Annotated in this window: 27 protein-coding genes; 23 read left to right on the top strand and 4 right to left on the bottom strand. The window is 71.4% G+C overall.

The window, feature by feature from the left end:
• Window positions 1-116: 116 nt before the first annotated feature.
• Together thrS and AC07EG_RS09025 are read left to right on the top strand one after the other, a co-directional pair.
• Entirely contained in the window at window positions 117-2135 is a 2019-nt protein-coding gene (gene thrS, locus AC07EG_RS09030; RefSeq protein ID WP_478252624.1) for a threonine--tRNA ligase, read from the top strand.
• Window positions 2132-2683, top strand: a complete 552-nt coding sequence (locus AC07EG_RS09025; RefSeq protein WP_478252470.1) for an HIT family protein — start codon at window positions 2132-2134, stop codon at window positions 2681-2683. Before thrS ends, AC07EG_RS09025 begins: the two co-directional genes overlap by 4 nt.
• Before the next feature lie 1073 nt (window positions 2684-3756).
• On the opposite strand, the gene AC07EG_RS09020 is transcribed toward AC07EG_RS09025, so the two are convergent.
• Window positions 3757-4305: a YceI family protein gene (locus AC07EG_RS09020; RefSeq protein WP_478252469.1), complete on the bottom strand. Its 549-nt coding sequence runs from the start codon at window positions 4303-4305 to the stop codon at window positions 3757-3759.
• Between the two features lie 98 nt (window positions 4306-4403).
• Between AC07EG_RS09020 and AC07EG_RS09015 the strand changes: the two genes are divergently transcribed.
• From AC07EG_RS09015 to AC07EG_RS08995, 5 genes are read left to right on the top strand one after another with little or no spacing between them, the layout of a single operon-like run.
• On the top strand, window positions 4404-4979 hold the full coding sequence (locus AC07EG_RS09015; protein WP_478252468.1) for a MarR family winged helix-turn-helix transcriptional regulator: 576 nt from the start codon (window positions 4404-4406) through the stop codon (window positions 4977-4979).
• A gap of 48 nt (window positions 4980-5027) precedes the next feature.
• Window positions 5028-5645: a phosphatidylinositol phosphate synthase gene (gene pgsA / locus AC07EG_RS09010; RefSeq protein WP_478252467.1), complete on the top strand. Its 618-nt coding sequence runs from the start codon at window positions 5028-5030 to the stop codon at window positions 5643-5645.
• Window positions 5642-6559, top strand: a complete 918-nt coding sequence (locus AC07EG_RS09005; protein WP_478252466.1) for a phosphatidylinositol mannoside acyltransferase — start codon at window positions 5642-5644, stop codon at window positions 6557-6559. The genes pgsA and AC07EG_RS09005 overlap by 4 nt, the downstream gene beginning before the upstream one ends.
• Window positions 6556-7698, top strand: coding sequence for a glycosyltransferase family 4 protein (locus tag AC07EG_RS09000; protein ID WP_478252465.1), 1143 nt, complete (start codon window positions 6556-6558; stop codon window positions 7696-7698). Before AC07EG_RS09005 ends, AC07EG_RS09000 begins: the two co-directional genes overlap by 4 nt.
• Window positions 7695-8198: an NUDIX hydrolase gene (locus AC07EG_RS08995; protein WP_478252464.1), complete on the top strand. Its 504-nt coding sequence runs from the start codon at window positions 7695-7697 to the stop codon at window positions 8196-8198. The genes AC07EG_RS09000 and AC07EG_RS08995 overlap by 4 nt, the downstream gene beginning before the upstream one ends.
• Here AC07EG_RS08995 and AC07EG_RS08990 read toward each other — a convergent pair whose 3' ends face one another.
• Window positions 8199-10310, bottom strand: coding sequence for an elongation factor G-like protein EF-G2 (locus tag AC07EG_RS08990; protein ID WP_478252463.1), 2112 nt, complete (start codon window positions 10308-10310; stop codon window positions 8199-8201).
• 252 nt (window positions 10311-10562) lie between these two features.
• Here AC07EG_RS08990 and pdxS point away from each other — a divergent pair, with 252 nt between their 5' ends.
• Window positions 10563-11477 (top strand): pyridoxal 5'-phosphate synthase lyase subunit PdxS, encoded by a 915-nt coding sequence (gene pdxS / locus AC07EG_RS08985; protein ID WP_478252462.1) that lies wholly within the window; start codon window positions 10563-10565, stop codon window positions 11475-11477.
• 45 nt (window positions 11478-11522) lie between these two features.
• Here pdxS and AC07EG_RS08980 read toward each other — a convergent pair whose 3' ends face one another.
• Entirely contained in the window at window positions 11523-12080 is a 558-nt protein-coding gene (locus tag AC07EG_RS08980; RefSeq protein ID WP_478252461.1) for a helix-turn-helix domain-containing protein, read from the bottom strand.
• 71 nt (window positions 12081-12151) lie between these two features.
• On the opposite strand from AC07EG_RS08980, the gene AC07EG_RS08975 reads away from it, so the two are divergent.
• From AC07EG_RS08975 to AC07EG_RS08910, 14 genes are all read left to right on the top strand, one after another.
• Window positions 12152-12856, top strand: a complete 705-nt coding sequence (locus AC07EG_RS08975) for an AzlC family ABC transporter permease (protein WP_478252623.1) — start codon at window positions 12152-12154, stop codon at window positions 12854-12856.
• A gap of 2 nt (window positions 12857-12858) precedes the next feature.
• Window positions 12859-13179 carry an AzlD domain-containing protein gene (locus AC07EG_RS08970; protein ID WP_478252622.1) on the top strand — a complete coding sequence of 107 codons (321 nt, stop codon included), beginning with the start codon at window positions 12859-12861 and terminating at the stop codon, window positions 13177-13179.
• 77 nt (window positions 13180-13256) lie between these two features.
• Window positions 13257-13880, top strand: coding sequence for a pyridoxal 5'-phosphate synthase glutaminase subunit PdxT (gene pdxT, locus AC07EG_RS08965; protein ID WP_478252460.1), 624 nt, complete (start codon window positions 13257-13259; stop codon window positions 13878-13880).
• 36 nt (window positions 13881-13916) lie between these two features.
• A complete protein-coding gene (locus tag AC07EG_RS08960) occupies window positions 13917-14666 on the top strand; it encodes a YebC/PmpR family DNA-binding transcriptional regulator (RefSeq protein WP_478252459.1) in 750 nt (249 codons plus the stop codon).
• Between the two features lie 32 nt (window positions 14667-14698).
• On the top strand, window positions 14699-15220 hold the full coding sequence (locus tag AC07EG_RS08955) for a DUF4262 domain-containing protein (protein WP_478252458.1): 522 nt from the start codon (window positions 14699-14701) through the stop codon (window positions 15218-15220).
• Between the two features lie 82 nt (window positions 15221-15302).
• Window positions 15303-15881 (top strand): crossover junction endodeoxyribonuclease RuvC, encoded by a 579-nt coding sequence (ruvC, locus tag AC07EG_RS08950; protein ID WP_478252457.1) that lies wholly within the window; start codon window positions 15303-15305, stop codon window positions 15879-15881.
• Window positions 15878-16486, top strand: a complete 609-nt coding sequence (ruvA, locus tag AC07EG_RS08945; protein WP_478252456.1) for a Holliday junction branch migration protein RuvA — start codon at window positions 15878-15880, stop codon at window positions 16484-16486. The genes ruvC and ruvA overlap by 4 nt, the downstream gene beginning before the upstream one ends.
• A gap of 9 nt (window positions 16487-16495) precedes the next feature.
• The gene (gene ruvB, locus AC07EG_RS08940; protein ID WP_478252455.1) at window positions 16496-17578 is read left to right on the top strand and encodes a Holliday junction branch migration DNA helicase RuvB; all 1083 of its coding nucleotides are present in this window, start codon (window positions 16496-16498) and stop codon (window positions 17576-17578) included.
• Window positions 17579-17710: 132 nt separating this feature from the next.
• Entirely contained in the window at window positions 17711-18127 is a 417-nt protein-coding gene (gene yajC / locus AC07EG_RS08935; protein WP_478252454.1) for a preprotein translocase subunit YajC, read from the top strand.
• A gap of 184 nt (window positions 18128-18311) precedes the next feature.
• Window positions 18312-20030 carry a protein translocase subunit SecD gene (gene secD / locus AC07EG_RS08930; protein ID WP_478252453.1) on the top strand — a complete coding sequence of 573 codons (1719 nt, stop codon included), beginning with the start codon at window positions 18312-18314 and terminating at the stop codon, window positions 20028-20030.
• 1 nt (window position 20031) lies between these two features.
• Window positions 20032-21267, top strand: a complete 1236-nt coding sequence (gene secF, locus AC07EG_RS08925) for a protein translocase subunit SecF (RefSeq protein ID WP_478252452.1) — start codon at window positions 20032-20034, stop codon at window positions 21265-21267.
• Window positions 21268-21331: 64 nt separating this feature from the next.
• On the top strand, window positions 21332-21850 hold the full coding sequence (locus AC07EG_RS08920) for an adenine phosphoribosyltransferase (RefSeq protein ID WP_478252451.1): 519 nt from the start codon (window positions 21332-21334) through the stop codon (window positions 21848-21850).
• A gap of 127 nt (window positions 21851-21977) precedes the next feature.
• On the top strand, window positions 21978-24281 hold the full coding sequence (locus AC07EG_RS08915) for a RelA/SpoT family protein (protein WP_478252621.1): 2304 nt from the start codon (window positions 21978-21980) through the stop codon (window positions 24279-24281).
• Between the two features lie 30 nt (window positions 24282-24311).
• The gene (locus AC07EG_RS08910; protein WP_478252450.1) at window positions 24312-25091 is read left to right on the top strand and encodes an enoyl-CoA hydratase-related protein; all 780 of its coding nucleotides are present in this window, start codon (window positions 24312-24314) and stop codon (window positions 25089-25091) included.
• A gap of 67 nt (window positions 25092-25158) precedes the next feature.
• On the opposite strand, the gene AC07EG_RS08905 is transcribed toward AC07EG_RS08910, so the two are convergent.
• The gene (locus AC07EG_RS08905) at window positions 25159-26031 is read right to left on the bottom strand and encodes a peptidylprolyl isomerase (protein WP_478252449.1); all 873 of its coding nucleotides are present in this window, start codon (window positions 26029-26031) and stop codon (window positions 25159-25161) included.
• A 162-nt stretch (window positions 26032-26193) separates the two neighbouring features.
• On the opposite strand from AC07EG_RS08905, the gene AC07EG_RS08900 reads away from it, so the two are divergent.
• Complete coding sequence (locus AC07EG_RS08900) at window positions 26194-26841, top strand: MBL fold metallo-hydrolase (RefSeq protein WP_478252448.1); 648 nt, start codon at window positions 26194-26196, stop codon at window positions 26839-26841.
• The last annotated feature ends 18 nt before the right edge of the window (window positions 26842-26859 follow it).

The raw sequence follows: 26859 nt of genomic DNA, 5'->3' as shown, positions 1-26859 counted from the left end.
CTCGGATGAGCCCGCGCGGTCACGGCGGCTAGCATCACTGGAGTCATCGGAACACCCCAGTTGAGGAGCCCACCGTGTCAGAGTTCTCGCCAACCGCGGCCACCCCGTCCGAACGCGTGGTGGTCACCGCGGGCACTACGGCGAGCGCGGCGGTACGCGAAGCCGGGCTCCCCGGCAAGGGGCCGGACGCGATCGTGGTGGTGCGCGACCCCGAGGGCAGGCTCCGGGATCTGGCCTGGGTGCCGGAAACCGACACCGAGGTCGAGCCGGTGGCGGCGAACACCGAGGACGGCCGCTCGGTGATCCGCCACTCCTGCGCGCACGTGCTCGCGCAGGCGGTGCAGCAGCAGTTCCCCGAGGCGAAGCTGGGCATCGGCCCGCCGGTCAAGGACGGCTTCTACTACGACTTCGCCGTCGACACCCCGTTCACCCCGGAAGACCTGCAGGCGCTGGAAAAGCGGATGAAGCAGATCATCAAGGGGTCGCAGCAGTTCTCGCGGCGGGTGCTGGAGTCGGTCGAAGCGGCCAAGGCCGAGCTGGCCGATGAGCCGTTCAAGCTGGAACTGGTGGACATCAAGTCCGATGTGGACACTTCAGAGGTGATGGAGGTCGGCGGCGGTGAGCTGACCGTCTACGACAACCTCGACCCGCGCACCAAGGAACGGGTGTGGGGCGACCTGTGCCGCGGGCCGCACCTGCCCACCACCAAGCACATCCCGGCGTTCAAGCTGACCAGGGTCGCCGCGGCGTACTGGCGCGGCAACGAGAAGAACCCGCAGCTGCAGCGCATCTACGGCACCGCGTGGGAATCGGCCGAGGCGCAGGAGCGCCACCTGGAGCTGCTGGCCGAGGCCGAGCGGCGCGACCACCGCAAGCTCGGGGTCGAGCTGGACCTGTTCTCCTTCCCCGACGAGATCGGCTCCGGGCTGGCGGTGTTCCACCCGAAGGGCGGGATCATCCGGCAGGAGCTGGAGAACTACTCGCGGCAGCGGCACGTCGAGGCGGGCTACGACTTCGTCAACTCGCCGCACATCACCAAGGCTTCGCTGTTCGAGATCTCCGGGCACCTCGGCTGGTACAAGGATGGCATGTACCCGCCGATGCACCTGGACGCGGAGTACAACGAGGACGGCACGGTCCGCAGGCCGGGGCAGGACTACTACCTCAAGCCGATGAACTGCCCGTTCCACGACCTGATCTTCCGCTCGCGCGGGCGGTCCTACCGCGAACTGCCGCTGCGCATGTTCGAGTTCGGCTCGGTGTACCGGTACGAGAAGTCCGGCGTGGTGCACGGGCTCACCCGCGTGCGCGGCATGACGCAGGACGACGCGCACATCTTCTGCACCCCGGAGCAGGTGCCCGGTGAGCTGCGCTCGCTGCTCGGCTTCGTGCTCGGGCTGCTGCGCGACTACGGGCTCGACGACTTCTACCTCGAACTGTCCACCCGGAACGACGAGAAGTACGTCGGTACCGACGAGATGTGGGCCGAGGCCACCGAAACGCTGCGGGCGGCCGCCGCCGACTCCGGGCTGGAGCTGGTGCCCGACCCCGGTGGCGCGGCCTTCTACGGCCCGAAGATCTCGGTGCAGGCCAAGGACGCGCTCGGCCGCACCTGGCAGATGTCGACCATCCAGCTCGACTTCAACCTGCCCGAGCTGTTCGAGCTGGAGTACACCGCGCCGGGCGGGGAGCGGAAGCGGCCGGTGATGATCCACCGCGCGCTGTTCGGCTCGATCGAGCGGTTCTTCGGGGTGCTGACCGAGCACTACGCCGGTGCGTTCCCGGCGTGGCTGTCGCCGGTGCAGGTGGTCGGCATCCCGATCGCCGACGAGCACACCGAGCACCTGCGCGGGGTGGAGAAGGCGTTGCGCACCAAGGGGATCCGGGCCGAGCTGGACCTCGGGGACGACCGGATGCAGAAGAAGATCCGCACGCACACCATGCAGAAGGTGCCGTTCATGCTGCTGGCGGGCGGCAAGGACGTGGAGTCGGGCGCGGTGTCGTTCCGGTTCCGCGACGGCGGTCAGCTGAACGGGGTGCCGGTGGACGCCGCGGTGGAGGCGATCGCCGGGTGGATCGGCCGCCGGGAGAACGCCTCGCCGTCGGCGGAGAGCTTCGGAGCGGTCCTCGCGTGAGTGGCGGCCCGGAATTCGAGGCGCAGGACGGCGTCGGGGTGCCCGACGCGCTGCAGCGGTTGTGGACCCCGCACCGGCTGGCCTACATCCAGGGGGAGAACAAGCCGGAGGGGGACCAGCCGACCGGCTGCCCGTTCTGCCGGCTGGTCGACCTGGACGACGCCGAGGCGCTGATCCTGGCCAGGGGTGAGTCGGTGTACGCGGTGCTGAACCTGTACCCGTACAATCCGGGGCACCTGATGGTGGTGCCGTACCGGCACGTGGCCGACTACACCGATCTCACCGCCGACGAGACGGTCGAACTGGCGCGGTTCACGCAGCACGCGATGGGGGTGGTGCGCAAGGTGTCGGATGCGCACGGGTTCAACATCGGGATGAACCAGGGCGTCATCGCCGGCGCGGGCATCGCCGCGCACCTGCACCAGCACCTGGTACCGAGGTGGGGTGGCGACGCCAACTTCATGCCGGTGGTGGGGCACACGAAGGTGCTGCCGCAGCTGCTGAACCAGACCCGCACCCTCCTGGCGGACGCCTGGCACGCCGAATAACCACCCGCGGCCCGCGAGCGCTCGTACCCCCGACGACACGAGCGCTCGCCGGGACCCGGTGAGTCCTTCGGAGCCAGCCCGCAGCGCGGCGGCGATGAGCCGTGCCCGGCGGTGGGCAGCACGTTCGGCGCAGTGGTGGCTCGGTGTCAATGCGGTCTGATCGCCCGCTGCACGGATCGTGTGCGGATCGACCAGCCGGTTCTGGGATTAGGCTGCCCAGCGGACTCGTGCACCGGCGGTGGACACGCAGGAGCCGGTGATCTGCTGTGCCCGCCTGCTTACCGCCGATGTCGCCTGGCGGGTTGTTCAGGTCACCGGCGGGGGTGATGTCCCTTGCCTTGCCTGGTAGTGGCGGCATGTTCGGTGCAGTGGTGGCTCGGTGTCAATGCGGTCTGGCCGCCCGTCGCGCGGGTCGTGTGCGGGCGGCCTGGTCAACGCGCTGCGGGCTGACGAGGTCGATCCGCTGAGAAGCCGACCGGCGGTTCCGGGGCCGGGTTGCCGAGTGGACTGGTGCACCGGCAGCGGACGCGCACCGGCTGGTGGTGGGCTGTACCCGCCTGCTGCCGCCAAGGTCGCCCGGCGAGTTGTTCAGGTCACCGCGATGTCCCTTGCCTTGCCTGATAGCGGCGGCACGCTCGGCGCAGTGGTGGCTCGGTGTCAACGCGGTCTGATCGCCCGCCGCACGGGTCGCGTGCGGATGGCCAGGCCGCCAGGCGGACTCGGGCACCAGCGGCGGACGCGCACAGCCGGTGGCGTGCTGCGCCCACCTGCCTTCCGTCGCTCCCGCCTGGCGGTTCATCGATAGCACCACTCTCCGGCGGGATGATGAGCCTGCCAGGCAGCGGGCGAAACGTTCGGCGCATCAGTCGCCGGGATCTGCCCGGCTCGGCCTCGAAGGCGGATCCGCTCGCCCGCCGTACGGCCGGTCTGGTCAACGCCCCGCGCTGATGAGGTTGAGCCGCCGATCCTGCTTGGCGGGTTGTTCAGGTCCCCAGGTGCGGTCACCCGGCCCACCGTCGTGAGGGTGGCCGTCCCCCTGGGCGGTCACCCTCACGACGTGCTGGCTGGCACGCTCAGTCCTGCAGCGCGGCCTCGATCTCGAGGGTGATCTTCACCTTCTCGCCGAGGAAGGCGTTGCCCTCCGGGCCGATGCCGAAGTCGCGGCGGGCGACGGTGGCTTCGGCGGAGACGCCGATGGTGGTGGCGTTGTTGTTCGCCGGGTTCGGGCCGATGCCGTTGAACTCGGCCTCCAGGGTCACCGGCACGGTCACCCCGCGCCAGGTCAGCTCGCCGTCGATGAGGAACTCGTCGTCGTCCTGGCGGATGCCGGTGGAGCGGAAGACGATCTTCGGGTGGTTCGCCGCGTCGAAGTACTCCTCGGTCTTGAGGTGCTCGTCGCGGGCACCGACGCCGGTGCTGATCGAGGCGACCTCGATCTCGGCGGTCACGCTGGAGTCGAGAATGCTCTCCCCGGTCACGATCTGGCCACCGAACTGCTGGAAGCTGCCCCGGGACTTGGCCAGGCCGAGGTGCTTGACGCTGTAGGTGACCTCGGAGTGGGCGGGGTCGATGTTCCAGGTCCCGGTGACGTAACCGGGGATCTCGGTGGTGGGTGCGCTCATGTGAAGTCCTCCTAGGTCGTTCGAGGGCCTGGTAGTTGAACCCTCAACCAGACCATAGCGAAATATGGTTGAGCGTTCAACCAGGTATCATGGGCGGTATGACCGAACCGAGGTGGCTCACCGATGAGGAGCAGCGGGTCTGGCGCTCGTTCTCGGCCGCCGTCTCGATGCTGCGCGCGCACGTCGAAGGGCAGCTCCAGCAGCAGAGCGGCATGCCGCACACCTACTACGAAGTGCTCGTCGCGTTGTCCGAGGCACCTCGCCGCACGCTGCGCATGAGTGATCTTGCCGACGTTTCGCGGTCCTCGCGCAGCAGGCTCTCCCACGCGGTGTCCCGCCTCGAAGCCAACGGCTGGGTCCGGCGCTACTCCTGCGCCACGGACAAGCGCGGGGCGTGGGCCGAGCTGACGCCCGAGGGGTTCGCGGCACTGGAAGCGGCTGCTCCCGGGCACGTGGAGGCGGTGCGGGACAGCCTGTTCGACCCGCTCACCCCGGACCAGGTGCGGGCGCTCGGCGAGATCAGCGACGCGATCGTCGCCCGTCTGGCAGGCACCTGCGCCGAAGCCAAGGCCAGGGAACTGGCCGAGGAACCCTGCGCCGCCGAGCCGTGCACCGAGGAGCCGCCGGTGCGTTCCGGCGAGCCGAAGGCCGGGTCCCGGGGAGCGTCTGGATAGGCTGCGGGGGACCCACACCCCTCCCAGCTAGGTCCGGCCACCACACTCATGCTCAACATCTTCGCGCGTGCCTCGGTCTCCCGCGTCACCGATCCCATCGGCGCGGTGCTGGTGCGCGCCGGGCTGACCCCGAACGTGATGACCGTGGCGGGCACCCTGGGCGCGATGGTCTGCGCACTGGTCTTCTTCCCGAACGGCTGGCTGCTCACCGGCACGTTCACCGTGTGGGGCTTCGCCATGCTCGACCTGCTCGACGGCGCGATGGCCAGGGCGAGGGGCCACGGCACCCCGTTCGGCGCGGTGCTGGACGCCACCTGCGACCGGCTGGTCGACGGGGCGTTGTTCGCCGCGATCGCCTGGTGGTGCTTCGCCATCGCGGACAACCACCGCGCCGCCGCGGCCGCGCTGGTCTGCCTGGTGCTCGCGCAGGTCATCTCCTACGTCAAGGCCCGCGCCGACGCCTCCGGCCTGGCCGCCGACGGCGGGCTGGTCGAACGCGCCGAACGGCTGATCATCGCGCTGGTCGGCACCGGGCTGATGGGGCTGGGCGTGCCGCACGCGGTGGAGGTGTCGCTGTGGCTGCTCGCCGTGCTGTCGCTGATCACCCTGCTGCAGCGGCTCAGCGCGGTGGCCACGGCGGCCAAGGCCGCGCGGGAGGACGGATGAGCCTCGCCGGCCGGATGACGGACCTCGCTTACGCGGCGGGCTGGCGCGCTTCGCGCATGTTGTCCGAACCGGCCGCGAGCGCGGTCTTCGGGCTCGGCGCCGACCTGGCCACCTGGCGTGGCGGGCCGAGCGTGCGGCAGCTGCGCCGCAACCTGGCCAGGGTGGTGCCCCAGGCCGACGAGACCGAACTGGACGAGCTGACCAAGCGCGCGATGCGCTCCTACGCGCGGTACTGGCAGGAAAGCTTCCGGCTGCCGGCGATGGACCCCGAAGTGGTCCGCGCGAAGGTCGCCGCCGCGATCACCGGGGTGGAGAACCTCGACGCCGCGCTCGCCGAGGGCAACGGCGTGGTGTTCGCCCTGCCGCACACCGGGAACTGGGACGCCGCCGGGGTCTGGCTGACCGGTTACCTCGGCGGGTTCACCACGGTGGTCGAACGGCTCAAACCCGAATCGCTGTTCCGCCGCTTCGTCGCCTTCCGCGAATCGCTCGGCTTCGAGGTGGTGCCGCTGACCGGCGACAGCGCCGCGTTCCGCGTGCTGCTCAAGCGCCTGCGTGAGAACAAGGCCATCTGCCTGCTCGGCGACCGCGACCTGACCCGCTCCGGGGTGGACGTGACCTTCTTCGGCGAGCACACCCGCATGCCGCCCGGCCCGGCCCGGCTCGCCGCCACCACCGGCGCCGCGCTGATCCCGGTCGGCTGCTGGTTCACCGAGGGCGGCTGGCAGATCCGGATGCACCCGCGGATCCGGGTGACCGCGCGGGCCGAGGTGCCCGCCGCCACCCAGGCGCTGGCCGACATCTTCGCCGGCGACATCGCCGCGCACCCGGCCGACTGGCACATGCTGCAACCGTTCTGGACCGCCGACTTCCCCGGCGGCCTGCCGGAAGAGGTCGAGGCGGGCAAGGCATGAGGGTCGGCGTCGTCTGCCCGTACTCCTTCGACGTGCCTGGCGGGGTGCAGGGGCACGTGGTCGACCTGGCGCAGGCCCTGCTCGCCCGCGGGCACGAGGTGTCCGTGCTGGCCCCCGCCGACGACGACGCCGACGTGCCCGCGTTCGTGCACCCGGCAGGCCGGGCGCTCGGCATCCCGTACAACGGCTCGGTGGCCCGCCTGCAGTTCGGCCCGGTGTCCTACGCCAGGGTCCGGCGCTGGTTGCGGGACAACGACTTCGACGTGCTGCACCTGCACGAGCCCGCGGTGCCGAGCCTGTCGCTGCTGGCGCTGAAGATCGCCGACGGGCCGATCGTGGCCACCTTCCACACCGCCACCCCGCGTTCGCGCACGCTCTCGGCGTTCCAGCCGGTGCTGCGGCCGCTGCTGGAGAAGATCACCGCGCGCATCGCGGTGTCGGCGCTGGCCCGCCGGGTGCAGGTGGAGCACTCCGGCGGGGACGCGGTGGAGATCCCGAACGGCGTGGACGCCGCGTTCTTCGCCGAGGCCGCCCCGCTCGACGGATATCCGCGCAGCGGCGGCACGGTGGGTTTCCTCGGCCGGTACAGCGAACCGCGCAAGGGCATGGGCGTGCTGCTCGACGCGCTCCGGCCGCTGCTGCCGGAGTTCCCGGAGCTGCGCGTGCTGGTGGCGGGCCGGGGTGACGAGAAGGCGCTGATCCGCGAAGCCGGTCCGGAACTGGCACCGCACCTGGAGCTGCTCGGCCAGGTCGACGACCGGACCAAGGCACGGGCGTTGCGCAGCGTGGACGTCTACTGCGCGCCCAACACCGGCGGCGAGAGCTTCGGCATGATCCTCACCGAGGCGATGGCCGCCGGGACCTGCGTGCTGGCCAGCGACCTCGACTCCTTCCGCCGCGTGCTCGACGACGGCCGCGCCGGCGCGCTCGCCCCGACCGGGAACCCCGCCGCGTGGACCGCGGCGCTGCGTGAACTGCTCGGTGATCCCGCGCGGCGCGCGTCGCTGGCCGCGGCGGCGGGGGAGCGGGTGGTCATCTACGACTGGTCCGTGGTCAGCACCCAGGTGCTGCGGGTGTACGAAGCGGCGATCGCGGCGGATCCGCGGCGCGTCAGCCCGGACGTGGAGCCCGCTTCGTGACCACGCTGATCGTGCTGCTGTCGCTGGCGGCGGTGGCCATCGTGCTGTTCGGGCTGTTCCTGGTGGCCACGGCCAACCGGCTGGACCGGCTGCACGTGCGCACCGACGCGGGCTGGGCCGCGCTCGACGCGGCGCTGGCGCGCCGGGCGGTGGTGGCCCGCGCGGTCGCCGCGGCGGGTGACCAGTCGGACGCGCGGGCGGCCCGCCTGCGCGAGGCCGCCGCACGGGCCGAGGCGGCGCCGCGGTCCGAGCGCGAGGCCGAGGAGAACGAACTGACCCGCCTGCTGTCCGAAGTGGACCGTTCGGTGCTGCCGGCCGGGCTGGCCGAGGAACTCGACGACGCCGGGTACCGCGTGGTGATCGCCCGCCGGGTGCACAACGACGCCGTGCGCGACACGCTGGCGCTCCGGCGGCGGCGCAAGGTCCGGTACTTCAAGCTCGCCGGGACCGCCCCGCGGCCGGAGTACTTCGAGATCGCCGAACCCGAACTGGGCGGCTGATCACCCGCTCTTCACCGCTCCCTCCGGCATCGGGTCGAACCGGGCGTGCCGCCGGGTGAAGGTGGCCGTGCCCGAGGTCAGCGCCCGCAGGTCGATCGCGTAGCGCAGCAGTTCGGTGGCGGGGACCTCGGCGCGGACGACCGTGCGCCCGCCACCGGCCGCCTCGGTGCCCAGCACCCGGCCGCGCCGGGAGGACAGGTCGCCGAGCACCGTGCCGAGGTGGTCGTCCGGCAGGTCCACCGCGACCTCGTCGAGCGGTTCGAGCAACGCGATGCCGGCCTTGGCTGCGGCGTCCTTGAGCGCCAGCGCACCGGCGGTCTGGAAGGCGGCGTCGGAGGAGTCCACGCTGTGCGCCTTGCCGTCGACCAGGGTGACCTTGATGTCCACCACCGGGTGCCCTTCGGCGAGCCCCCTGGCCAGTTGCGCCCGCACGCCCTTCTCCACGCTCGGGATGAACTGGTGCGGCACCGCCCCGCCGACCACCTTGTCGACGAACTGGAACCCGCCGCCGCGCGGCAGCGGTTCGACCTCGATGTCGCACACGGCGTACTGGCCGTGCCCGCCGGACTGCTTGACGTGCCTGCCGTGCCCGGTCGCCTTGCTCGCGAACGTCTCCCGCAGGCTGATCCGCACCGGCTCGGTGTCGATCTCGGCGCCGCCGGCGCGCAACCGGGAGAGCACCACGTCGGCGTGCGCCTCGCCCATGCACCACAGCACCAGCTGCGAGGTCTCGGCGTTGCGGTCCAGCCGCAGGGTCGGATCACCGGCCACCAGCCGGGACAGGTTGCGGGCCAGCGTGTCCTCGTCGCTGCGCTTCTTCGCCACCACGGCGACGGGCAGCAGCGGCTCGGGCATCGGCCACGGTTTCATCAGCAGCGGTTCCTCCGGCGACGACACCGTGTCGCCGGTTTCGGCGGACCCCACCTTGGTCAGCGCGCACAGGTCGCCCGCCACGCAGTACGGCACTTCACGCAGGTTCGAGCCCAGCGGGGAGTACAGGTGCGCCACGCGCTCGTCGGCGTCGTGGTCCTCGTGCCCGCGTTCGGCGAGGCCGTGCCCGGAGACGTGCACCGGCCGCTCGGGGCGCAGGGTCCCGGAGAACACCCGCACCAGCGAAACCCGGCCGACGTAGGAGTCCACCGCGGTGCGCACCACCTCGGCGGCGAGCGGACCGGCCGGATCGGCGCTGAGCCGGGGCCGGGGGATGCCGTCGGGTGAGGTGACCTCGGGCAGCGGGTGCTCCAGCGGCGACGGGAAGGCCCGCGCCATGCCGTCGAGCAGTTCCCCGAGGCCGACGCCGGTCTGCGCGCACACCGGGATGACCGGGTGGAAGGAGCCCTTGGCGACCGCGGCTTCGAGATCGGCGATCAGCGTGGCTTCGGAGATCTCCTCACCGGCGAGGTAGCGGTCCATCAGGCCCTCGTCCTCGCTCTCGGCGATGATGCCCTCGATCAGCTCGTTGCGGGCGTCGGCGAGGCGGTCGAGGTCGGCCGGGTCCGGTTCGCCGATCTTGGGCGGGAAGCCGCCGGAGTAGTCGAAGTACCGCTGGGTGATCAAGCCGATCAGGCCCTCGCCCGCCGGCAGGTACAGCGGCAGCACCCCGCTGCCGAAGGCGGCCCGGCAGGCGGCGATCTCGGCGTCGGCGTCGGCGCGCTGGTGGTCCAGCCGGGCGATCACCACCGCGCGCGGCATGGCCACCGCGGCGCACTCGGCCCAGACCGCGGCCGTGGCCGCGTCCACGCCCTCGGCGGCGCACACCACGAACAAGGCGGCGTCCGCCGCCCGCAGCCCGGCCCGCAGTTCCCCGACGAAGTCCGCGTAACCGGGGGTGTCGATCAGGTTGATCTTGATGCCGTCGTGCAGCAGCGGCGCGACGGACAGCCCGACCGAGCGCTGCTGCCGCACGGCGGCGGGGTCGTGGTCGCACACGGTGGTGCCCTCGACCACCGAACCGGCCCGCGACACCGTGCCGGAGGCGGCCAGCAACGCCTCGGTCAGCGTCGTCTTGCCCGATCCGGAGGGACCGACGAGCACCACGTTGCGCACGTTGGCCGGGTCGTCCACAGCGACCGCGGCCCCGGCTCCACCGTTCTTCGAGTGCTTTTCGGCCATGAGTGGCCTCCCTGCGTCGGTGTCGGCTCGAGTGTGTGTCCTCGATCACACACCCGGACGGACAGTGACCACAAGGCGCAACCGCAACAAGCACCCGGCTGGCGCGGCCGCACCCGAGTGGCCTCCCCGCTCACCAGGCCATTCGCCGCAAGTGGACTGCTGAGATAGCCGCGCACTGGCCTGTGAGGAGGGGCCACGTGCGTCGTATCTTCGAGCTCGGTTCCCGGAAAGCTCACCCCGAAAGGCCCAGTCGTGTCTGACGTCCAGCCCACCAGCCCCGCCCAGCCCGAAACCGGCACCGCACGCGTCAAGCGCGGCATGGCCGAGATGCTCAAGGGCGGCGTGATCATGGATGTGGTCACCGCCGAGCAGGCCAAGATCGCCGAGGACGCCGGCGCGGTCGCGGTGATGGCGCTCGAGCGCGTCCCGGCCGACATCCGCGCGCAGGGCGGCGTGGCCAGGATGAGCGACCCCGACCTGATCGACGGCATCATCGAGGCGGTCTCCATCCCGGTGATGGCCAAGGCCAGGATCGGCCACTTCGTCGAGGCCCAGGTGCTGCAGTCGCTCGGCGTCGACTACATCGACGAGTCCGAGGTGCTCACCCCGGCCGACTACGCCAACCACATCGACAAGTGGGCGTTCACCGTGCCGTTCGTCTGCGGGGCGACGAACCTCGGCGAGGCGCTGCGCCGGATCAACGAGGGCGCGGCGATGATCCGCTCGAAGGGCGAGGCCGGCACCGGCGACGTGTCCAACGCGACCACGCACATGCGCAAGATCCGCGCCGAGCTGCGGCGGCTGTCGTCGCTGCCCGAGGACGAGCTGTTCGTCGCCGCCAAGGAGCTCCAGGCGCCGTACGAGCTGGTCAAGGAGGTCGCCGAGCGGGGCAAGCTGCCGGTGGTGCTGTTCACCGCGGGCGGCATCGCCACCCCGGCCGACGCCGCGATGATGATGCAGCTGGGTGCCGAGGGCGTTTTTGTCGGCTCGGGCATCTTCAAGTCGGGCAACCCGGCCCGCCGCGCCGAGGCGATCGTCAAGGCGACCACCTTCCACGACGACCCGGACATGCTGGCCAAGGTCTCCCGCGGCCTCGGCGAAGCGATGGTCGGCATCAACGTCGACGACGTGCCGGAGCCGCACCGCCTGGCCGAACGCGGCTGGTAGCAGTACGCGGCGGCGGGGTCGCCGCCACTTGTCGGGGTCGTCGCGTCAGGTGTGCTCGGAGAGCATGACGACCGTGGTGCCCGGGTCCAGCGCCTCGAACACGTGGACTTCGTCGCCGGGGTAGGCGACGTAGTCACCCGGGCCCACCTCGACCGGCTCGTCGGCCATGCCGACCAGCGCGCGGCCGTGGCAGACGACCACGTGCTCGACGATCCCGGCCCGGTGCGGGTCCGAGCGGCGCACGCTGCCCGGCTCCGCCCGGATCAGGTAGATGTCGCGGCGCGCGTGCGGCGGGCACGACGCCAGCAGGGTGGCCAGGTAGTCGGCCTCCTCGGAGGCTACCGTGATGCCCTCGCCGGAGCGGATCACCTGCACCCGCGGCACCGCGGGCTCGACCAGCCGGGAGAACGGCACGTCGAGCGCCTTGCCCAGCGCCCAGAGCGTTTCCACGCTCGGGTTGCCGGTGCCCGACTCCAGCTGCGACAGCGTCGACTTGGCGATCCCGGCCAGCCGGGCGAGCTCGGTCAGGGTCAGTCCGGCGCGTTCGCGTTCCCGCCGGAGTGACGCCGCGATCACGTCGAGTGGGGCGCCTTCGGTAGCCATCTGTGTTCGCTCCGTCAGTCGTTTCGTTCGGCTTGACGAACAGCCGCCAGGTCTGTTCATCTTAGGAGGTGATCCGTTCGATACAACGAACCCTGGGCCGGGAGCTGGTGCGCGACATCGGGCTGGTCTGCCTCGCCGACGGCATCGTCGGCATCTCGTACGGGGCCATCGCGGTCAGCTCGGGCTTCGAGATCTGGGTGCCGATGCTGCTTTCGGTGGTCGTGTTCGCCGGGGCCGCGCAGTTCCTGTTCATCGGCCTCGTCGCCGCGGGCGGCAACCCGGTCGCGGCGGTGGTGGCGAGCCTGCTGGTCAACGCCCGGCACGTCCCGTTCGGCTTCGCCATCGGGGACGTCTTCGGCAAGGGCTGGGCGCGGCGCCTGGTGGGCAGCCACCTGATGATCGACGAGACGGTCGCCTTCGCGCTCGCGCAGGAGGACCGGCAGCGCCGCCGGGCCGCCTACTGGGCCTGCGGCGTGAGCCTCTTCGTGGTGTGGAACGCGGGCGTGGTGATCGGTGCCTTCGCCGGGACCGCGATCACCGACACCGCCGCGTTCGGCCTGGACGCCGCGTTCCCCGCGGTGCTGTTCGCGCTGGTGCTGCCCTCGCTCAAGGACCGCGGGGTGCGCAACGCGGTGCTGGCCGGGGCCGTGCTGGCGGTGGCCGGTGCGCCGTTCCTGCCCGCCGGGGTGCCGGTGCTGCTGGCCCTGCTCGGCGTGCCGCTCGCCCTGCTCGGGCGCACGCCCGGCGAGACGGAGAAGAGCGGGGTGGCGGCGTGATCATGTCACCGGTGCTGCTCATCGCCTGCGCCCTCGTGCTGGGCGCGGGCACCTTCGCCTTCCGGTTCGCCGGACCCGCGTTGCGCGCGAAGGTGGAACTGAACGCACGGGCCGAGAAGCTGATGGCCACCGCCGCGGTGGTCCTGCTCGCCGCGCTGGTGGCGACCTCGGCGCTGATCGAGGGCACCGAGTTCGCCGGGGTCGCCCGCCCGGCCGGGGTGCTGGTCGGCGGCGTGCTGGCGTGGCGGAAGGCGCCGTTCGTGGTCGTGGTGCTCGCCGCGGCCGCCACCGCGGCGGGCCTGCGCCTGCTCGGCGTGCCCTGAGTCCGGACCCCCGGCACCCCGCCCCGGGTCGAGGCCCTAGGCTTGACCAGCGGAATCCTGGTCGGGAGGGAACTGACGTGTCGAAGGCGCGGCCGGTGGTCGGCGTGCTCGCCCTGCAGGGTGACGTGGCCGAGCACCTGGCGATGACCGAGCGGGCCGGGGCCACCGCGGTTCCGGTGCGCCGCGCCGCCGAGTTGTCCGAAGTGGACGGTCTGGTCCTGCCCGGCGGCGAGTCCACCACGATGTCCCGGCTGCTGGAGACCTTCGAACTGCTCGAGCCGCTGCGCGAGCGCCTGCGCACCGGCCTGCCCGCGTTCGGCTCCTGCGCCGGGATGATCCTGCTGGCCCGCCAGGCCCTCGACGGCCGCGCGGACCAGCACCAGCTCGACGCGCTGGACGTGGTGGTGCGCCGCAACGCCTTCGGCAGGCAGGTCGACTCCTTCGAGGAGGACCTGGCGTTCACCGGCGTGGACGGGCCCGCGCTGCACGCGGTGTTCATCCGCGCGCCCTGGGTGGAGAAGGTGGGCCAGGACGTCGAAGTGCTGGCCAGGGTGCCGGAAGCTCCCGGCGGGCCGGACGCGGCCGCTAGGATCGTCGCGGTCAGGCAGGGGAGGGTGCTCGCCACGGCCTTCCACCCGGAACTCACGGGTGACGAGCGCGTGCACCGGCTGTTCGTGCGAATCGTGCGTGGGCAGGCATAAGTACGGCGGCACGCCGCCGGATCGGATGGAGGAAAGATGAGCGGCCACTCCAAGTGGGCCACCACCAAGCACAAGAAGGCCGCCCTCGACGCGAAGCGTGGCAAGCTGTTCGCGAGGCTGATCAAGAACATCGAGGTCGCCGCGCGGACCGGCGGGGGCGACCCGGACGGCAACCCGACGCTGTTCGACGCGATCCAGAAGGCGAAGAAGAACTCCGTCCCGCAGGACAACATCGAGCGCGCGCGCAAGCGCGGCGCCGGTGAGGAAGCGGGCGGCGCCGACTGGCAGACGATCATGTACGAGGGCTACGGGCCGAACGGCGTCGCCGTGCTCATCGAATGCCTCACCGACAACAAGAACCGCGCCGCCAGCGAGGTGCGCACCGCGCTGACCCGGAACAACGGCTCGCTGGCCGACCCCGGTTCGGTGGCCTACCTGTTCAACCGCAAGGGCGTGGTGCTGCTGCCGAAGGCCGGCGCCGGCGAGGACGACGTGCTGATGGCCGTGCTCGACGCCGGTGCCGAAGAGGTCAACGACCTCGGCGAGAGCTTCGAGATCGTCTCCGAGGCCACCGACCTGGTCGCGGTGCGGAAAGCCTTGCAGGAAGCCGGTTTCGACTACGAGTCGGCGGAGGCGAGCTTCGTGCCGTCGGTCAACGTGCCGCTCGAAGCCGACGGCGCGCGCAAGGTCTTCCGGCTGATCGACGCCCTCGAGGACTGCGACGACGTGCAGAACGTGTGGGCCAACTTCGACGTCTCCGACGAGGTGCTGGCCGAAGTCGGTTAGCTTCTTGGGCCGGGCCTCGGTCATGCGGCAGAATGTGCGCCGTGACGACCGAGGCCCTCGCCCCAGAAGAACAGGCACTGCAGGACTGGATCGTCGCCGAGGGCGAACGCCGCGGCAACGCGGTGATCCAGGTACCCGCCGACGAGGAGGGGGCGGGCTACTGCTTCACCGCCTGCGCGTGGGCGATGCACCAGGTGCCGGAGGCGGTGGTGATCGGCCTGCCCGAGCACATCGGCCCGGTGCTGCTCGACGCCTACGTCGACCGCGCCGCCGCGGGGGAGCGGTTCGAGTTCGGCGGGCTCTACCACGACTTCTTCGACGGCCTCCCGGTCACCTTCGAGAAGGTGGCGCTCGGGCACTACGCCGAATACTTCGGCAGCGCCTTCCTGATCTACCCCGAAGGCGACTTCCCGGCCGTGCAGATCATCGTGCCCTCCCCGGACGGGAAGTGGCCGTGGGACCCCGACGCACCGGAGGGGTTCATGACCTGGCAGCACGTGCTCACCGAAAGCGGTGACCCGGAAAGCTGGACCCCCGGCGTCAACGGTCCCTGAGCCCCGGCGCGCCCTCGCCGGTCCGGCGGCGCCCGACCGGTAGCCTGCTCCTCGAACGGTTGTTCGGCGAGGAGTGGAACCTGTGCGCGTGCTCGGTGTGGACCCCGGCCTGACCCGCTGCGGTCTCGGCGTGGTGGACGGGGGGGCCGGCCGCACGGTCCGCTGCGTGGCCGTCGACGTGGTCCGCACCCCACCGGAAGCCGACCTGGCCACCCGGCTGCTCGCGGTGGCCGACGCGGTGGACAGCTGGTTCGACACCTACCAGCCCGAAGTCGTCGCCATCGAGCGCGTGTTCAGCCAGCACAACGTGCGCACCGCGATGGGCACCGCGCAGGCCGGGGGCGTGGTGGCACTGGGTGCCGCGCGCCGCGGGCTGCCGGTCCACTTCCACACGCCGAGCGAGGTCAAGGCCGCGGTCACCGGCTCGGGGCGGGCGGACAAGGCGCAGGTCACCGGCATGGTCACCAAACTGCTCGGGCTGGCGCGGGCCCCGAAACCGGCGGACGCCGCCGACGCGCTCGCGCTGGCGATCTGTCACCTGTGGCGGGAACCGATGCGGGCCAGGCTCGCCGCCGCCGAGGCGCGGGCCGCCGAACTGGCCAAGGTCCACCGCGCCCGGCTGGCCGAGGCGGCGAAGAAGAATGCGAGGGCGGGACGATGATCTCTTCGGTGCACGGGGAAGTGCTCTCCGTCGGACTGGACCACGCGGTGGTCGAGGTGGGCGGGGTCGGGTTCGCGGTGCAGGCCACCCCGAGCACGCTGGCTGCGCTGCGCCGCGGTGAGCGGGTGCGGCTGCACACGTCGCTGGTGGTCCGCGAGGACTCGCTGACCCTGTTCGGCTTCGCCGACGCGGACGCCCGCGAGCTGTTCGTGCTGCTGCAGACGGTCTCCGGCATCGGACCGCGGCTGGCGCTGGCCGCGCTGGCCGTGCTCGACCCGGACAAGCTGCGGTCCGCGCTGGCCGACGGCGACATCAACGTGCTCACCCAGGTGCCCGGTATCGGCAAGAAGGGCGCCGAACGGCTCAGCCTGGAACTGCGGGACAAGGTCACCGCGGTGCCCGGTGCGAACCCGGCGGACGCGGTCCCGGCGGCAGGCGGCGCGGTGCGCGGTGAGGTGGTCGAGGCGCTGGTGGGCCTCGGGTTCGCGGCGAAGCAGGCCGAACAGGCCGTCGACCGGGTGCTCGCGGAAGCGGGTGAGCAAGCGCCGGTCGACACCTCGCAGGTGCTGCGCTCGGCGCTGACCACCCTGGGTCGCAAGCGCTAGGCGGGCACCGTGCACGATGAGCGGGTGACCGAGCCCGATGCCGACGCCGAAACCCTGTCGGCGTTCGCGCAGACCGGCGACCGGGACGTGGAGACCACGCTCCGGCCGCGCAAACTGGACGACTTCGTCGGCCAGCCGCGCGTGCGCGAGCAGCTGCAGCTGGTGCTGGAGAGCGCCCGCCGCCGCGGGGTGCCGCCGGACCACGTGCTGCTGTCCGGCCCGCCGGGGCTCGGCAAGACCAGCATGTCGATGATCATCGCGGCCGAACTCGACGCCGCCATCCGGATCACCTCCGGACCCGCGCTGGAGCGGGCGGGCGACCTCGCCGCGATGCTGTCCAACCTCGCCGAGGGCGACGTGCTGTTCATCGACGAGATCCACCGCATCGCCCGGCCGGCGGAGGAAATGCTCTACCTGGCGATGGAGGACTTCCGGGTGGACGTGGTGGTCGGCAAGGGGCCGGGCGCCACCAGCATCCCGCTGGAGATCGCGCCGTTCACCCTGGTCGGCGCCACCACCCGGTCCGGCGCGCTGACCGGCCCGCTGCGCGACCGCTTCGGCTTCACCGGGCACATGGAGTTCTACAGCGCCGAGGAGCTCGCCCAGGTGCTGCGCCGGTCGGCCACCATTCTCGGCATCACGCTGGAGGCCGACGGCGAAGCCGAGATCGCCCGCCGGTCCCGCGGCACCCCCCGGATCGCCAACCGGCTGCTGCGCCGGGTCCGCGACTACGCCGAGGTCCGGTCGGACGGCCGGGTCAGCCTCGACGTGGCCCGCGCCGCGCTCGAGGTCTACGACGTGGACGAACTCGGGCTCGACCGGCTCGACCGCGCCGTGCTGTCCGCGCTGGTCAAGTCCTTCCACGGCGGCCCGGTCGGGGTGGCCACGCTGGCCGTCGCGGTGGGCGAGGAGGCGACCACGGTGGAAGAGGTGTGCGAGCCCTACCTGGTCCGCGCGGGTATGCTCGCCCGGACCCCCCGTGGCCGGGTCGCTACCCCGGCGGCGTGGGAGCACCTCGGCCTCCGGCCGCCGACCGAGGTGCCCTGGGAAACCGGACGGTTCGACCAGGCGAACCCTGGTCTGTTCGGGTAGCGGGACGGCCGGGCCGCGGTGCCGCCGACGGCACCACGGGTGGCACCTGGCACACTCGAACAAGCAGACCCAGAACAAATCGGGCGAATCGGCAGGCGGTCCCCCGCTGTCGGACCCGCTGAATGGAGAGTCATGGAAGGCCTTTTCCTGCCGCTGCTGCTCATGCTGGTCGTGGCGATCCCCCTGTTCCTGGGGAGCCGCAAGCAGAAGCAAGCGGTCCAGCGTCAGCAGGAGCTGCAGAACAACCTGGTCGAGGGCGACCGCGTGATGACCACCTCCGGTCTGTACGCGACCGTCGCGGACACCAGCGGCGACACCACCATCGACCTGGAGATCGCTCCCGGGGTGGTGACCACCTGGCTGCGCCAGGCCGTCCGCGAGAAGGTCGAGCCGGTCATCGAGGACACCGCGGACGACGAAATCGAGACCGACGAGGACTCCGCGACCGACGCGACGCTGGTCGAGGCTTCCGACACCGAGGTCGAGAAGAAGGACGCCGAGAAGGCCGGTCCGCAGATCGCCCCGCCGCTCGAGCACGGCAAGAAGTAACACCCTGCGCACCGGCGCGCACGCGCCGATGAGGGGGTAACGCAGGGCTCACGCAGCACCGAGTAGTGTCTCGGTGCTGCGTATGCCCGCGTCCGCGCGGGCTTACCCGGACAACTTCCAGTCAGGCAGGCCCAGCCCAACGCACCACCGCGGGAAGGCCCCAGTTCGAGGAGACCGACGCACCGTGGCACCACCGGCCGGGCAGATCCGCCCGGGACGCTATCTCGCGTTCTTCGTCCTGATCGTCATCGGTTTGTACTCGCTGGTGTTCTTCACCGGCAACGGGAAACCGACCCCCAAGCTGGGCATCGAGCTGCAGGGCGGCACGCGGGTCACGCTGACCGCGCGGACCCTGGACGGCGCCGAGCCGTCCAAGGAGGCGCTCAACCAGGCGAAGACGATCATCGAGACCCGGGTCAACGGGATCGGTGTCGCCGGCACCGAGGTGGTGCTCGACGGCAACAACGTCGTCATCACCGTGCCCGGTGAGCAGGGCGACCAGGCCAAGAGCCTGGGGCAGACGGCCAAGCTCGGCTTCCGCAAGGTGGCCAGCGTGCAGCCGAACACCCCGGTCCAGCAGCCGCCCGCCGGTCAGCCGCCCGCGTCGCAGCCGCCCGCCGGCGGGCAGCCGAGCGAGGCTCCCGCCGCGGGGCAGCAGCCGTCGACGCCGCCCGCCGGTGGGTCCGCCCCGGGTGCCGCGCCCGCGCAGGAGCAGCCCGCCCCGCCGCCGCCCGGTTCGCCGGAGGCCGAGGCCGCCGCGATCCAGGCCGCCAAGGCGCTGCGGCAGAACCCCGCGCTGGTCGCCGCCAACCCGGCCGACCAGGCCGCGGCCGCCGCCGCCCAGCAGCTGCAGCAGGAGACCCTGGCGCAGTTCCAGTGCACCCCGAACGACCCGCTGCGCGGCAACGACGACCCGACCCTGCCGCTGGTCGCCTGCCTCAAGGACGGCACGCAGAAGTTCGTGCTGGAGCCCGAGTTCCTGCCCGGCACGATGATCGACACCGCCAGCTCCGGCTACGACAGCCAGCGCGGCGGGTACGTGGTCGACCTGACCTTCAAGGCCGACGGCACCAAGGTCTGGGGCGACTTCACCTCGGCCAACGTGAACAACCAGGCCGCGTTCGTGCTGGACACCCAGGTGGTCTCGGCGCCGAACATCACCGTGCCGATCCTCGACGGCCGCACCCAGATCACCGGCGGTTTCACCCAGTCCGAGGCGAAGAACCTGGCCGACGTGCTGAAGTACGGCTCGCTGCCGCTGTCGTTCGCCTCCTCCGACGCCACCACGGTCTCCGCCACGCTGGGCCTGGCCTCGCTGCAGGCCGGGCTGATCGCCGGTGGCATCGGGCTGCTGCTGGTGTTCGTCTACTGCCTGTTCTATTACCGCCTGCTCGGCGTGCTGACGATCCTTTCGCTCGGCCTGTCCGCCGTGATCGTCTACGGCGTGCTGGTGCTGCTCGGCCGGTGGATCAACTTCTCGCTCGACCTGGCGGGCGTCGCCGGGTTCATCATCGCCATCGGGGTCACCGCGGACTCGTTCGTGGTCTTCTTCGAACGGCTCAAGGACGAGATGCGCGAGGGCCGGTCGTTCCGCTCGGCGGTGCCGCGCGGCTGGATCCGCGGCAGGCGCACCATCCTGGCTTCGGACGCGGTGATGTTCCTCGCCGCCGCCGTGCTCTACCTGCTGGCGGTCGGCGAGGTGCGCGGGTTCGCCTTCACCCTCGGCATGTCCACCGTGCTCGACCTGGTGGTGGTGTTCCTGGTGACCCACCCGCTGGTGGCCATGGTGTCGAAGTCCAAGACGCTGTCGAACCCGAAGATCTCGGGGCTCGGCGGGGTGCAGCGAGTCGGCTCACAACGCCGCACAGCCAAGGTCGCCGGCGCGACCGTGAAGGAGGCCTGACGTGGGGGTCGAGGAGCGGGGCAGCACCGCGAAGAAGAAGGGCTCGGTGTTCCACCGGCTCTACGTCGGCACCGGCGCCTTCGACATCGTCGGCGCGCGCAAGTACTGGTACGTCTTCTTCGGCCTGCTGATGCTGGTGTGCGTGGGCTCGATCGGGATCAAGGGCTTCAACCTCGGCATCGACTTCGAGGGCGGCACGCAGATCCAGATGCCCGCCGCCGGGGCGGCGGGCGAGGTGGACGAGCAGCGCGCCAAGGAGGTCTTCGCCGAGGCCGCCGGTGAGCCCGCCGCCGAAGCGCAGAAGGTCGGCACCGGCGCGGCGCAGACCGTGCAGATCCGGTCCGACACGCTGGACGCGGCCCAGGTCGCCAGGGTCAAGCAGGCGTTGTTCGAGGCCTTCCAGCCGCTCGGCGCGAACGGCCAGCCCAATCAGCTCTCCATCAGCGACAGCGCGGTCAGCGCGTCGTGGGGCGGGGAGATCTCGGAGAAGGCGCTCATCGCGCTCGGTGTCTTCCTGGTGCTGGTGACCATCTTCCTGGCGATCTACTTCGAACGCTGGATGGCGGTCGCGGCGCTGATCTCGCTGATCCACGACATCGTGGTGACCGCGGGCATCTACTCGCTGGTCGGCTTCGAGGTCACCCCGGCCACGGTGATCGGCCTGCTGACCATCCTCGGGTTCTCCCTGTACGACACCGTGGTGGTCTTCGACAAGGTCAAGGAGAACACCCGCGGCATCCTGGGCCTGACCAGGCGCACCTACGCCGAGGCGGCGAACCTGGCGCTGAACCAGACGCTGATGCGGTCGATCAACACCGCGGTGATCGCCCTGCTGCCGGTGCTCGGCCTGCTGATCATCGGTTACGTCCTGCTCGGCTCCGGCACGCTGCAGGACCTGGCGCTGGTGCAGCTGACCGGCATGCTGGCCGGCGTGCTGTCCTCGGTCGCGCTGGCCACCCCGCTGCTGGTCGACTTCAAGATGCGGGACCCGAAGTTCAAGCAGCAGGCGCAGCGGGTCAAGGCGCGCCGGGAGAACCTGGCGCGCAAGGCCGCCGAGCGCGACGCCGCCCCCGACGAGGACGACTTCGATGCGAGCGACGACGAGCAGCTCAACGCCGAACTGCGCAAGGAACGCGCCTACGCGGCCGCGTCGAGCGTGCCGGCCCGGCACCAGAAGGCCGCGCCGCGGCGTGGCCGCCCGACCGGCAAGCAACCGTCGGGCAAGCGCCGGCGCTGATCGTTTTCACCGGGAATGGGGCACTGCCGCGGGTGGTGCCCCTTTTCCGTTCGAGGGAGCACAGATGGACTTGGACAAGGCACTCGGGCTGATCGCCGAGGTGCCCGACTTCCCGAAGCCGGGCATCCTGTTCCGGGACTTCGCGCCGCTGTTCGCCGACGCGGACGGGTTCGCCGCGGTGACCGGCGCGCTGGCGGGCACGCTCGAGGAGGGGGTCGAGCTGCTGGCCGCGGTGGAGGCCCGGGGGTTCCTGCTCGCCGCGGCGCTCGGGCAGGCCAGCGGGCTCGGCGTGGTCATGGTGCGCAAACCGGGCAAACTGCCGCGGGTGGCGGCCAAGGCCGACTACGAACTGGAGTACGGCCGGGCGACGCTGGAGCTGCCCGCGGGCGTGGTCCAGCCGGGTCAGCGCGTCGCGGTGATCGACGACGTGCTGGCCACCGGCGGCACCGTCGCGGCCGCGTGCGACTTGCTGGAGCAGGCCGGTGCGGTGGTCAGCGGGGTTTCGGTGGTGCTCGAACTGGACGGCCTCGGCGGTCGCGCGGCGTTGCCGGGGCACGTGGTGCGCACCCTGCGCACCTGCTGAGCGGGGCAACGGAACGCCGGTGCCCGCGGGCGCGTTACGCTGATTGCACGAGGTCGCCAATCGACGGGAGGTGCGGGTGAGCCAGGAATCCGCGGCGCCTGCCAAGGACGGCGGCAAGTCCCGCCCGGTGCCGTCCCCGGCCGTGCAGCCGGCCAACGGCAACGGCAACGGCAGCAGCCGGGCCCCGTCGGCGACCCGGCGCGTGCGCGCCCGGCTGGCCCGGCGCATCACCGCCCAGCGCGCCGCCTCGGTCAAGCAGGTGCTCGAGCCGCTGGCCGCGGTGCACCGCGAGATGCACCCCAGCGCCGACCTGGCCCTGCTTCAGCGCGCCTACGACGTGGCCGAGGAGCTGCACCGCAACCAGCGCCGCAAGTCGGGCGACCCGTACATCACCCACCCGCTGGCCGTGGCGACGATCCTGGCCGAGCTGGGCATGGACACCACCACGCTGGTGGCCGGCCTGCTGCACGACACCGTGGAGGACACCGGCTACCCGGTCGAGCAGCTCTCGGCCGACTTCGGCGACAAGGTGGCCCAGCTGGTCGACGGGGTCACCAAGCTGGACAAGGTCAAGCTGGGCACCGCGGCCGAGGCGGAGACCATCCGCAAGATGGTCATCGCGATGGCCCGCGACCCGCGCGTGCTGGTGATCAAGCTGGCCGACCGGTTGCACAACATGCGCACCATGCGCTTCCTGCCGCCGGAGAAGCAGGCCCGCAAGGCGAAGGAAACGCTGGAGGTGCTCGCCCCGCTGGCCCACCGGCTGGGCATGGCCACGGTGAAGTGGGAGCTCGAAGACCTGGCCTTCGCCATCCTGCAGCCGAAGAAGTACGACGAGATCGTGCGCCTGGTGGCCGACCGCGCGCCTTCGCGCGACACCTACCTGCGCTGGGTCATCGGCGACCTGACCACCAACCTGGACGCCTCCCGGATCACCGCGAAGGTCGAGGGCAGGCCGAAGCACTACTACTCGATCCACCAGAAGATGATCGTCCGCGGCCGCGACCTCGACGACATCCACGACCTGGTGGGCGTGCGGATCCTGGTCGAGGACGTGCGTGACTGCTACGCCGCGATGGGTGTGGTGCACGCGCTGTGGCAGCCGATGCCCGGCCGGTTCAAGGACTACATCGCGCAACCCCGGTTCGGGGTGTACCAGTCGCTGCACACCACGGTGATCGGCCCGGACGGCAAACCGCTCGAGGTGCAGATCCGCACCTACGAGATGCACCGCACCGCCGAGTACGGCATCGCCGCGCACTGGCGGTACAAGGAGACCAAGGGCACGCACACCGGCAACGCCGTCGACGTCGACGAGATGGCGTGGATGCGGCAGCTGCTCGACTGGCAGCGCGAAGCCGCCGACCCCGGCGAGTTCCTCGAATCGCTGCGCTACGAGCTGGCCGCGCGTGAGATCTTCGTGTTCACGCCGAAGGGCGACGTGATCACGCTGCCGGTCGACTCGACGCCGGTGGACTTCGCCTACGCCGTGCACACCGAGGTCGGGCACCGCTGCATCGGCGCGCGGGTCAACGGCAGGCTCGTCGCGCTGGAACGCAAGCTGGAGAACGGTGAGGTCGTCGAGATCTTCACCTCGAAGGCCGAGGGCGCCGGCCCCAGCCGCGACTGGCTGGGCTTCGCCGGCTCACCGAAGGCGCGGGCGAAGATCCGGCAGTGGTTCGCCAAGGAACGCCGCGACGAGGCGATCGACGCGGGCAAGGAGGCGATCACCAAGGAGGTCCGCAAGGTCGGCCTGCCGTTGCAGCGGCTGGTCTCGGCGGACGCCATGGGCGCGCTGGCCACCGAACTGCGTCACGGGGACATCAGCTCGCTCTACGCCGCGGTCGGCGAAGGCAACACCAGCGCCAAGCACGTGGTCTCGCGCCTGGTCGCGTTGATCGGCGGGGTCGAGGAGGCCGAGGAGGAACTCGCCGAGCGGGCGACCCCGTCCACGGTGACCCGGCGGCGCGGTTCGAACGACGTCGGCGTGATCGTCAAGGGCGCCAGCGACGTCTGGGCCAAGCTGGCGCGCTGCTGCACCCCGGTGCCGGGCGACGAGATCCTCGGGTTCGTCACCCGCGGCGGTGGCGTGAGCGTGCACCGCACGGACTGCACCAACGCCGAGGACCTGCGGGCGCAGCCCGAGCGGCTGGTCGAGGTCGAGTGGGCGCCGTCGGAGTCGTCGGTGTTCCTGGTGGCCATCCAGGTCGAGGCGCTCGACCGGCACCGCCTGCTCTCCGACATCACCAAGGTGCTGGCGGACGAAAAGGTGAACATCCTGTCCGCCTCGGTGACCACCTCGCGCGACCGGGTGGCGGTGAGCCGGTTCTCCTTCGAGATGGGCGACCCGAAGCACCTCGGGCACGTGCTGAAGGTGGTGCGCAGCGTGGAGGGCGTCTACGACGTGTACCGGGTCACTTCGGCGGCCTGACCGGGTTGGCCGCTGCGTAAGGTGCCAGCCATGACTGACGGGCTCCAGTTCGGCGTGCACGACGAGGTCGCGCGGCTGACCTTCGCCAGGCCGGAGAAGAAGAACGCGATCACCCACGGCATGTGGGCGGGGATCAGCGAAGTGGTCGCCGAGGTGGAGCGCGATCCGGCGGTGAAGGTGCTGGTGCTGACCGGAGCCGGCGCCGACTTCTCGGCGGGCGCGGACATCAGCGAGTTCGGTGCACTGCGGTCGACCGCCGAGGCCGCGGCGACCTACGACAAGGCGATCGAGACCGCGGTGGGCGCGCTGGCCGGCCTGCGGAAGCCGACCGTCGCGATGATCCGCGGCAACTGCATCGGCGGCGGCTGCCAGCTCTCGGTGGCCTGCGACTTCCGCTTCGCCGCGACCGGCTCGCGGTTCGGCATCACCCCGGCCAAGCTCGGCATCGTCTACGACTTCCAGTCCACCCGGCAGCTGGTCGAACTGATCGGACCGGCCCACGCGCGGTACTTCCTGCTCAGCGGCTCGCTGATCGACTCGGCTCGCGCGCGGGAGATCGGCCTGCTCAACGAGGTCTACGACGACGACGCGCTGGAGGACTCGGTCGCCGAGTTCACCCGCACGCTCTGCTCGCGCTCGCAGGCGTCGATCCGGGGGATGAACCGGATCATCGAAAAGATCCTGTCCGGCCAGTCCGAACCGGACGCCGAGGTCGACCAGATCCGCCTCGACGCGCTGCACGGCGAGGACTACGCGGAGGGTGTGGCCGCCTTCCTGGCGCGGCGCCCGCCGAACTTCACCCACCGCTGAGCCACCGGAACGGCAAAAGGGGCGCCACCCGCGCGGGTGGCGCCCCTTCCGCTGTGCGTCCGGTGCCTCAGCCGACCGTGGCCGCGGTGAACTTGACCGGGGTCTTCGGCTTGCCGGTGCCGTCCTGACTGGACGCCGCGGCCGCCGGGTCGATCCCGTCGCGCGCGACCTTGTCCAGCACCTCCAGGCCGGGATCGCCGATGGTGCCGAACACGGTGTAGTTCGGCGGCAGCTGGGCGTCGCCGTAGACCATGAAGAACTGGCTGCCGTTGGTGCCCTTGCCGGTCTCCGGGTCCTTGCCCGCGTTCGCCATCGCCAGGATGCCGCGGCCGTAGGTCAGCTCGGGGAACACCTCGTCGTCGAAGGTGTAGCCCGGCCCGCCCATGCCGGTGGCCTGCGGGTCGCCGCACTGCAGCATCTGCAGCCCCTCGGTGCCGAGGCGGTGGCATTCGGTGTCGGTGTAGAAGCCCTGGTTCACCAGGTTGACGAAGCTGTTCACGGTGCACGGCGCGAGCGCCTTGTTCAGCGTCAGCGGGATGTCGCCGGCGGTGGTCTTCATCGTCACGTTCACCGTGCCGCTCGACGGGACCTGCCCGGCGGCCGGCGCGTTCACCGGCTTCGCGGCCGGCTTGCCCGCCTCGGCCGGGTACTCGCAGGACACCGGGTCGGCCAGCGGCTGCGCCCGCTTCGGCTCGGGGTGGCGCTCGGTCGGGATCTGCACCGGCGCCGGGGTGGGCGGCGTGTCCGACGCCTCCGGCTGCGCGACGTCCTCCCGATCCCGGGTCACCAGGAACACGACCAGGCCGGCGACTAGCCCCACCACGACGATCGTCACGCCGACGCCGATGATCCTGCGCCGCTTCGCCCGTTCCGCACGTCGAGTCAGCTGCCGCTCGAGCTTGCGCTTGGCGGCTTCGCGGCGTTGCTGGTTGGTCGCCACCTGCCCTCCCGCTTCCAATCGGTGTCACACGTCGGTGTCCTGCGTGGCGGCAGTCTATTGGCACAGCCTGTGAGAACCCTGTAGAGGGGCCGCTAGGCTGGCCCAGCCGGTTCATCCGGACGGGTGGAGTGGGTCGTTTCGCGCGCTTCGGAGGTGCGGTTCTTGCTCGTCGTCGGGTTCCCCAGCGGGACCTTCGCCGCCAACTGTTACCTGGTCGCCCCGGAGGCGGGCGCCGGATGCGTGGTCGTCGATCCCGGGCAGGACGCCGCGGCGAAGATCGCCCCGGCGCTCGAAGAGCACCGGCTGACCCCGGTCGCCGTGCTCGCCACGCACGGGCACTTCGACCACATCGCGGACGCGGCGGAACTGGGCCTCCCGGTGCACATCCGCCCCGAAGACCGCGGCCTGCTCGCCGACCCGTGGTCCGGCGCCAGCCCGCAGCTGGTCGCCGCGCTCGGCGACGCCGTCCGCCCGGTCGAACCAGCTGAACTCGCCGACCTCACCGACGGGGAACTGCGGCTCGCGGGGCTGACGATCACCGCGCAGCACACCCCCGGGCACACCCCGGGCTCGGCGATCTTCCGCATCGGCGAGCTGGTGTTCACCGGGGACACCCTGTTCGCCGGTTCCGTCGGCCGGACCGACCTGCCCGGAGGCAGCGTGACGCAGCTCGAGCGGTCACTGGCGGAGCGGCTGCTCACCCTGGACGACCGGACCGTGGTGCTGCCCGGCCACGGCGGCACCACCACCATCGGTGCCGAGCGCCGGGCCAACCCGTTCCTGACCGGTCTGCGGGTGACCCGTGGCTGAGCCGGAGAAGCCGTCCGG

The organism is Amycolatopsis sp. NPDC045836 (assembly GCF_056431745.1).
This window is presented reverse-complemented; position numbering and strand designations above follow the sequence as displayed.